Below are 6,732 nucleotides of genomic sequence, written 5' to 3' on the forward strand. Positions count from 1 at the left end.
TTCAGCCTGGAGACCTTCCGCCTGTTCCACGGCGGCATGAAATATACGGCGCTCGCCTATCTCGCGGCATCCGTCATTTGCTGGCTGGTGTCGGTATGGGCAGGCCATATGATAGCCAGCGGCACCAACCGCTTGCGAAGGAGCTGACCATGCAAATCCCCAATCAGCAGTTTCGCTCCGGATCTTCATTGGCGAGAACGACCAGTTCGACGGCAAGCCGCTCTATGAAGCGATCGTGATGACGGCGCCCGAGCGGCATTTGGCCGGCGCCACCGTGCTGCGGGGCCCGATGGGCTTCGGCAAGTCGAGCCGGCTCCACACTTCCAAGATTCTGCGGCTCTCGGAAGACTTGCCGTTGCTGATCGAGATCGTCGACAGCGAGGACAACATCAATGCATTCCTGCCCATCCTGGATGGCATGATGTCGAGCGGCCTGATCACCTTGGAGAAGGTGCAGGTCCTGCAATATGGTGAGAAGGCCGCGCGCTGAGCGCGCCGGCAGAAACCCGAGCCCGCCATATCCGGGAGGCGGAATGAACGATACCGTTGCCAAACCGAAAACCAGGACGAAGACCAAGGTCGAGCGGCCGAAGCTGCATAAGGTCATCCTGATCAACGACGACTTTACGCCCCGCGAATTCGTCACGATGATCCTCAAGGCCGAGTTCCGGATGACCGAGGATCAGGCCTACAAGGTGATGATCACCGCCCACAAGCTCGGCGCCTGCGTGGTCGCGGTCTTCACCAAGGACGTCGCCGAGACCAAGGCTACCCGCGCAACGGATGCCGGCCGCACCAAGGGCTATCCCCTGCTGTTCACCACGGAGCCGGAGGAATAGCAGCACCGGTCCGGCTTTGGTGCTTTGGCGCCCGCTTTCGATGTCGGCGCCGAATCTGCTCTGCCGAATAGTGTATCTATTGGCCGTCAACAGGCGCATGGTGAGCCATCACCGGCTCATCACGGCATCCATCGGTGACTGAGAGAGTCTTTGCGCTCCCGCCCAATGCGGAGCGTCCTATGCAAGACCCCACCAAGCGCACCATCCCGCTGAGCAATCGCCTTGCCCAATTGGCAGCCGAGGCTCGCCGTCGCGCAGAGATTGCCCCGCCCGGCGTTCAGCGCGAATCGCTGCTCAAGGCGGCGCGATTGAGTGAAACGGCCTCGCACATTCATGATTGGCTCAGTTCGCCCGGTCTGAAGGCGCCGCGCTAGTCGCGAAGGCGGCACCGGCCTACCGATCGAGCGGAAGCCCAAGGCAGCAGTGCCAGTTGAGCGCCGGCGCCGCATTGCCGGCAACCCGGACTCAAATATAAGTTGCACATGGTGAACGATATCTTGTTTTGATTGTTGAGATAGCGTTCCCCGAACGCAGCGGGAGCAGGCAACAGCAAAGCAGCCCCCGATGATGAAATCTCTTATCGCGTTCACGATGTTCGCGCTCCTCGGAGTGTCCGTAATTGTGTTGCCCGGTTTTGCGCCACAAGTGAAAGCGCGCGAGACCGTTGCTTTGGCGAAGGCGGACCGGCTGGCGAGCCATCCGGTGGCGAGGAATTGCGTGGGCCAGGTCTGGCCGGATTTCGAAGCATCCTGTCTGCGCCGAGGTGAATCCGATGTCAGGGTTCATGAAGCTCGTTTGGTCACTGCGCGCCGCTAGACCAACAATCGCAAAGCGCCGGCCGAGCTTGTCGGATGATCCAGGAAAGTGTCGTGCACAGATGTCAACGCCCCCAACCTCCTTGCCGAACGTTCTCGTCGTCGAAGACGAGATGATCTTGCGCATGCGCGCAGTCGATATCGTGGAGGATGCAGGCTTCTGCCCTGTGCAGGCCGTCAACGCCGACGAAGCCATCGCAATCCTCGAGTCGCGGTCGGACATCTCGCTTCTGTTCAGCGACATCCAGATGCCCGGGACCATGGACGGCTTGAAGCTGGCCCACGCGGTGCACGATCGCTGGCCGGGCATCAAGATCGTGCTGGTTTCCGGTCAGGTTAAGCCGGCTGAAAACGAAACGCCGGCGGACAGCCGCTTCTTTCGCAAGCCGCTCGCCGTCGACGAAATGATCTCGCAGCTGCAGACGATGATCGGAGCGGGTGCGCTAAAAATCCTTCCGACCACAACGACGAATCCTGGGGACAACCTTGAGGTTGCTCGATCCCCAAAGGAATCGGTTCTGGTAGCGGAGAACGACAATCTGCGCCTGTTGCTGGAACAGGCCGACACCGACGCCAAGGTCCTGCTGGCTCAAGCCGGCATCGAAGCCCACGAACGCGAGGCAGCCGACAAGTTGCAAAAGCTGATCCTCGGAGAACTGCATCATCGCATCAAGAATACGCTTGCGACGGTGAGCGCAATCGCAGCCCAGAGCTTCCGGGCCGCAATCAATCTCGAGCAAGGCCAAAAAGCCATGGATGGCCGCTTGCTGGCGTTGGGGCGTGCCCACGACCTGTTGATACAGGTCAGCTGGTCAAATGCGAGCCTCACTCATACCCTGAGCGGCGCCACTGATCCCTTTGACAGTCAGGGGGGCCGACGATTCCATTTCAATGGGCCGGACCTCCGGATCACGTCCGGTGCCGTGATAGCGCTCGCGATGACGTTCAACGAGCTCTGCACTAACACCACGAAGTTCGGCGCGCTGTCCAGTTCCTCCGGGCATGTCGAGATCGCGTGGACGGTGGACGAGATCGAGCAAAGGCTGCGCCTGAAGTGGAGCGAAAGCGGCGGCCCCATGGTGGCGCCGCCAACACGACGGAGCTATGGCACCCGGATGATCGAGTCGCTCGGCCAGCAACTGAACGGGCAGGTGCGGCTGGCCTACGAACCGTCCGGATTTGTCTATCAGCTGGATGTACCGCTGAAGTCGGTGATGGCGTCGAACGCCTGAATTCTGCTCACCGGGTTGACGGCGGTGGACATCCGAGGACGACGACCTCAGGCCATCACCACCGGCGCCTCCTCCGTCAGCCCGTACACGCGCTGCGCCTTGGAAAAGCCCGCGATCGGGAATTCGCCGAGCTCGTGCCAGTCGTGGCGGCAAACATTGGCAAAGCCTTCTGAAGCCACGACGGTCCGCCCCAGGCGACCCGTGATCTTCTCGAGCCTGGCGGCAAGGTTCACGGCGGGGCCGATGCAGGTGAAGTCGAGGCGGTTGCCGCCGCCGATATTGCCGTAGAGGATATTCCCGACGTGGAGCGCCACGCCGAAGCGGAAGCGCTCGACGACGTCGCCGACAGGATACGCGAGCGCATTGACGCTGGCGCGGGATTCGCGCGCTGCCTCCAGCACCCGCGTGCAGACATGCGCGGCATCGCCGACATATTCGTCGATCGGGAATACCGCGAGCAGACCGTCGCCCATGAATTTCAGCACCTCGCCGCCATGGCCGCGGATCGCAGTGACCTGGCAGTCGAAATAATGGTTGAGGATCTCGACCACGGTCTCGGCCGGCAGCCGGTCCGACAGTGCGGTGAAGCCGCGCAGATCGGAGAGCCAGATCGCAGCCTGCATGGTGTCGTTGTGGCCGCGGCGGATCTGACCGCCAAGGATGCGCGCGCCGGCGCGATTGCCGACATAGGTGTCGAGCAGCATCTCGGCGGTGCGGCGCAGGCTGATGATCTCGGTGATGCGCGCGAGCGGTTTGACGATGGTGTGAATCGCCGCGATATGTTCATCGGTGAAGCCGCCTGGATGGCGCGTGGTCCAGCTCGTCGCGTGGACCGAACCGTCGAGAAACTGCATTGGCATCGCGACGTAGTCGGTTACGCCTTCGGCACGCATGTCGTCGAAAAAAGGGAAATGCTTGCTGCCGGGATCGTCCATGCGTCCCCGCACCTCAAGTCCCTGCTCGAACACGACCCGCAGCGGACTTCTGGCGAATTCCGGCGTCTCCAGGATCTCGAAATCGACCGTGCCGATCTCGACCTCCTCGCCTTCCCGCCAGATGAAGTTGCGGCCGAAAATTTCGGGATGCAGCGTGCGGATGAAGATGCCGAACCGCCATAGCGGCAGACCGGCTGCAACCATCCGTTCGCAGGCTTCGGCCGTCATCTCGGCCGGGGCCTTCGACGACCAGGCGCCGTCGATCAGCCAGTTGGTGATACGTTGGAGCTCGGAGCTTTCCATGCGCGCATTTGCGGACGAAGTTGTGGGATCGTCAAGCTGCGCGGTGGACTAGTGGCGCGATACAAGCGCCCTGCGGAACGCTAGCGCCCGACCTGGCCGCGGTCGCGCAGGAAATGATCCGCCAACACGCAGGCCATCATGGCTTCGCCGACGGGGACGGCGCGGATGCCGACGCAGGGATCGTGGCGGCCCTTGGTCATGATCTCGGTGTCGGCGCCGTTGCGATCGACGGTGAGACGCGGCTGCAGGATCGACGAGGTCGGCTTGACGGCGAAACGCACCACCACCGGCTGCCCCGTGGAGATGCCGCCCAGCACACCGCCGGCGTGGTTGGACAGAAAACGCGTGCCGTCATTGCCCGTGCGCATCTCGTCGGCATTCTCTTCCCCGGTGAGTTCGGCCGCGCCGAAGCCGGCGCCGATCTCGACGCCCTTCACCGCATTGATGCTCATCATTGCGGCGGCGAGCTCGGCATCGAGCTTGGCGTAGATCGGGGCGCCAAGGCCAGCCGGCACACCTTCGGCGACGACCTCGATCACCGCGCCGATCGAGGAGCCGCTCTTGCGGATGCCGTCGAGATAGGTCTCGAAGAACGCGGCCTTGTCCTTGTCCGGACAGAAGAACGGGTTTTTCGCGATCTCGTCCCAGTCCCATTTCGCGCGGTCGATCTTGTGTGGCCCCATCTGCACCAGCGCGCCGCGCACCTTAACATCGGGCAGCACCTTTCGAGCGATCGCGCCGGCGGCGACGCGCGTCGCGGTCTCGCGCGCCGAGGAGCGGCCGCCGCCGCGATAGTCGCGCAGGCCGTACTTCGCTTCATAGGTAAAGTCAGCGTGGCCAGGCCGAAACTTGTCCTTGATCTCGGAATAGTCTTTTGAGCGCTGGTCGGTGTTCTCGATCAGGAGCCCGATCGGCGTGCCCGTCGTCACCTGCACGCCGGTCTCCGGATGCGCCATCACGCCGGAGAGGATCTTGACCTGGTCCGGCTCCTGACGCTGGGTCGTGAAGCGCGACTGGCCGGGTCGGCGGCGATCAAGATCACCCTGGATGTCGGCCTCGACGAGCGGGATCATGGGCGGGCAGCCGTCGACCACGCAGCCGATCGCCACCCCATGGCTCTCGCCGAAGGTCGTGACGCGGAACATGTGGCCGAAGGTGTTGAAGGACATCCGTATCTAGCTCGTAAGTCAGTGCTGACTTAACTCGCCCTGAAATTGGGGTCAAATGCCTACACGGTCGTCATGGCCGGGCTTGTCCCGCCATCCACGTTCTTGGCCCACAAGCGCAAAAGGGCGCCCCGGGCATGACGGCGCAGGACGCGCAAGCGAACCGGCTTAACTAAACTTCTCCAACCGCCCGTCGCGGAACACGTAGACGGCGCCCTGCTCGATATAAAGTTCGGCGGCGCTCGCCGGCGTCTCCAGGCCGAGTGAAACCATCAGGGCCCGGCAGGTCCCACCATGGGCGACCGCGACGGTGTCGGTCCGGAGTTGGTCGTACCAAGCGCGCACGCGGACCTGCACATCGGCGTAGGTCTCTCCGCCCGCGGGGCCCACCGTCCATTTGTCGGCGAGGCGCCGGGCGTAGATGTCGGGATCGGAGGCCTCGCTCTCGGCCAGCGTCAGTCCCTCCCAGGTGCCGTAGCCGATCTCACGCAGGCGATCGTCGAGCGTATAGCCCGCAGTCGGCAGTTCGAGCTTGCTCCGCGCCAGTTCCATGGTCTCTCGTGCGCGGCCAAGCGGACTCGACACGTAGGGTAATGCGGCCTTGTCGCGGCCCTCGCGCTTGAAGAGATCGGCGAGAATGCCGCCGGCCTGCACGGCCTGATCGCGACCGCGCGCGTTCAGCGGAATGTCCTTGATGCCCTGAAGCCTCCCGAGCGCATTCCACTCGGTCTCGCCGTGGCGAAGGTAATAGATCGTGGGCACGGGCATTGCTGGGTGAAAAGTTAGTCCTTCCCGCCAAACGAAATGTCCGGCGCCTCCGGGCGCTTCATGCCGAGCACGTGATAGCCGGAATCGACGTGGTGCACCTCGCCGGTGACGCCGCGCGAGAGGTCGGAGAGGAAATACAGCGCGCTGCCGCCGACGTCTTCCGTGGAGACGTTGCGCCGCAGCGGTGCGTTGGCCTCGTTCCACTTCAGGATATAGCGGAAATCGCCGATGCCGGACGCCGCGAGGGTTTTGATCGGCCCCGCGGAGATCGCGTTGACGCGGATGTTCTTCTCGCCGAGATCGGCGGCGAGATAACGCACGCTCGCTTCGAGCGCCGCTTTCGCAACGCCCATGACGTTGTAATGCGGCATCCACTTCTCGGCGCCGTAATAGCTGAGCGTGATGAGCGAGCCGCCGTCGGTCATCAGCTTCTCGGCGCGCTGCGCCACGGCTGTGAACGAGTAGCAGGAGATCAGCATGGACTTCGAAAAATTCTCCTGCGTGGTGTCGACGTAGCGGCCGTCGAGCTGCTCGCCATAGGCGATCGCATGCACGAGGAAGTCGATCTTGCCCCACTTCTCCTTCAGCACCGCGAAGGCCGCATCGATGGTCGCGGCATCGGTGACGTCGCAATGGCCGAGCACGAGCCCGCCGATCTCGGCGGCGAGCGGCTC

9 protein-coding genes and 1 pseudogene are annotated in these 6,732 nt (G+C 63.2%); 6 read left to right on the forward strand and 4 right to left on the reverse strand.

Going from position 1 to position 6,732, the window contains the following annotated elements; all coding sequences use genetic code 11:
• The 6 genes and pseudogenes from IVB32_RS04300 to IVB32_RS04325 all read left to right on the forward strand — a co-directional run.
• Positions 1–147 (forward strand): annotated as a pseudogene (locus tag IVB32_RS04300) (chromosome condensation protein CrcB); the annotation flags it as partial.
• Between the two features lie 34 nt (positions 148–181).
• Positions 182–490 carry a DUF190 domain-containing protein gene (locus tag IVB32_RS04305; RefSeq protein WP_247369295.1) on the forward strand — a complete coding sequence of 103 codons (309 nt, stop codon included), beginning with the start codon at positions 182–184 and terminating at the stop codon, positions 488–490.
• Between the two features lie 43 nt (positions 491–533).
• Positions 534–839: an ATP-dependent Clp protease adapter ClpS gene (gene clpS, locus IVB32_RS04310; RefSeq protein ID WP_007594672.1), complete on the forward strand. Its 306-nt coding sequence runs from the start codon at positions 534–536 to the stop codon at positions 837–839.
• Positions 840–1,018: 179 nt separating this feature from the next.
• Entirely contained in the window at positions 1,019–1,213 is a 195-nt protein-coding gene (locus IVB32_RS04315) for a hypothetical protein (protein ID WP_247369219.1), read from the forward strand.
• A gap of 190 nt (positions 1,214–1,403) precedes the next feature.
• Entirely contained in the window at positions 1,404–1,655 is a 252-nt protein-coding gene (locus tag IVB32_RS04320) for a hypothetical protein (protein WP_247369221.1), read from the forward strand.
• Between the two features lie 61 nt (positions 1,656–1,716).
• Entirely contained in the window at positions 1,717–2,886 is a 1,170-nt protein-coding gene (locus tag IVB32_RS04325; RefSeq protein ID WP_247409899.1) for an HWE histidine kinase domain-containing protein, read from the forward strand.
• A 47-nt stretch (positions 2,887–2,933) separates the two neighbouring features.
• On the opposite strand, the gene IVB32_RS04330 is transcribed toward IVB32_RS04325, so the two are convergent.
• From IVB32_RS04330 to IVB32_RS04345, 4 genes are all read right to left on the reverse strand, one after another.
• Positions 2,934–4,124: an adenylate/guanylate cyclase domain-containing protein gene (locus IVB32_RS04330; protein WP_247369227.1), complete on the reverse strand. Its 1,191-nt coding sequence runs from the start codon at positions 4,122–4,124 to the stop codon at positions 2,934–2,936.
• 80 nt (positions 4,125–4,204) lie between these two features.
• Positions 4,205–5,293: a chorismate synthase gene (gene aroC / locus IVB32_RS04335; protein ID WP_018456243.1), complete on the reverse strand. Its 1,089-nt coding sequence runs from the start codon at positions 5,291–5,293 to the stop codon at positions 4,205–4,207.
• A gap of 165 nt (positions 5,294–5,458) precedes the next feature.
• Complete coding sequence (locus IVB32_RS04340) at positions 5,459–6,058, reverse strand: histidine phosphatase family protein (protein WP_247369229.1); 600 nt, start codon at positions 6,056–6,058, stop codon at positions 5,459–5,461.
• 14 nt (positions 6,059–6,072) lie between these two features.
• A partial coding sequence (locus IVB32_RS04345; RefSeq protein ID WP_247409901.1) for an SDR family oxidoreductase occupies positions 6,073–6,732 on the reverse strand: 660 nt, incomplete at its 5' end.

The sequence above is a fragment of the Bradyrhizobium sp. 23 genome (assembly GCF_023073295.1).
Lineage (GTDB): Bacteria > Pseudomonadota > Alphaproteobacteria > Rhizobiales > Xanthobacteraceae > Bradyrhizobium > Bradyrhizobium canariense_D.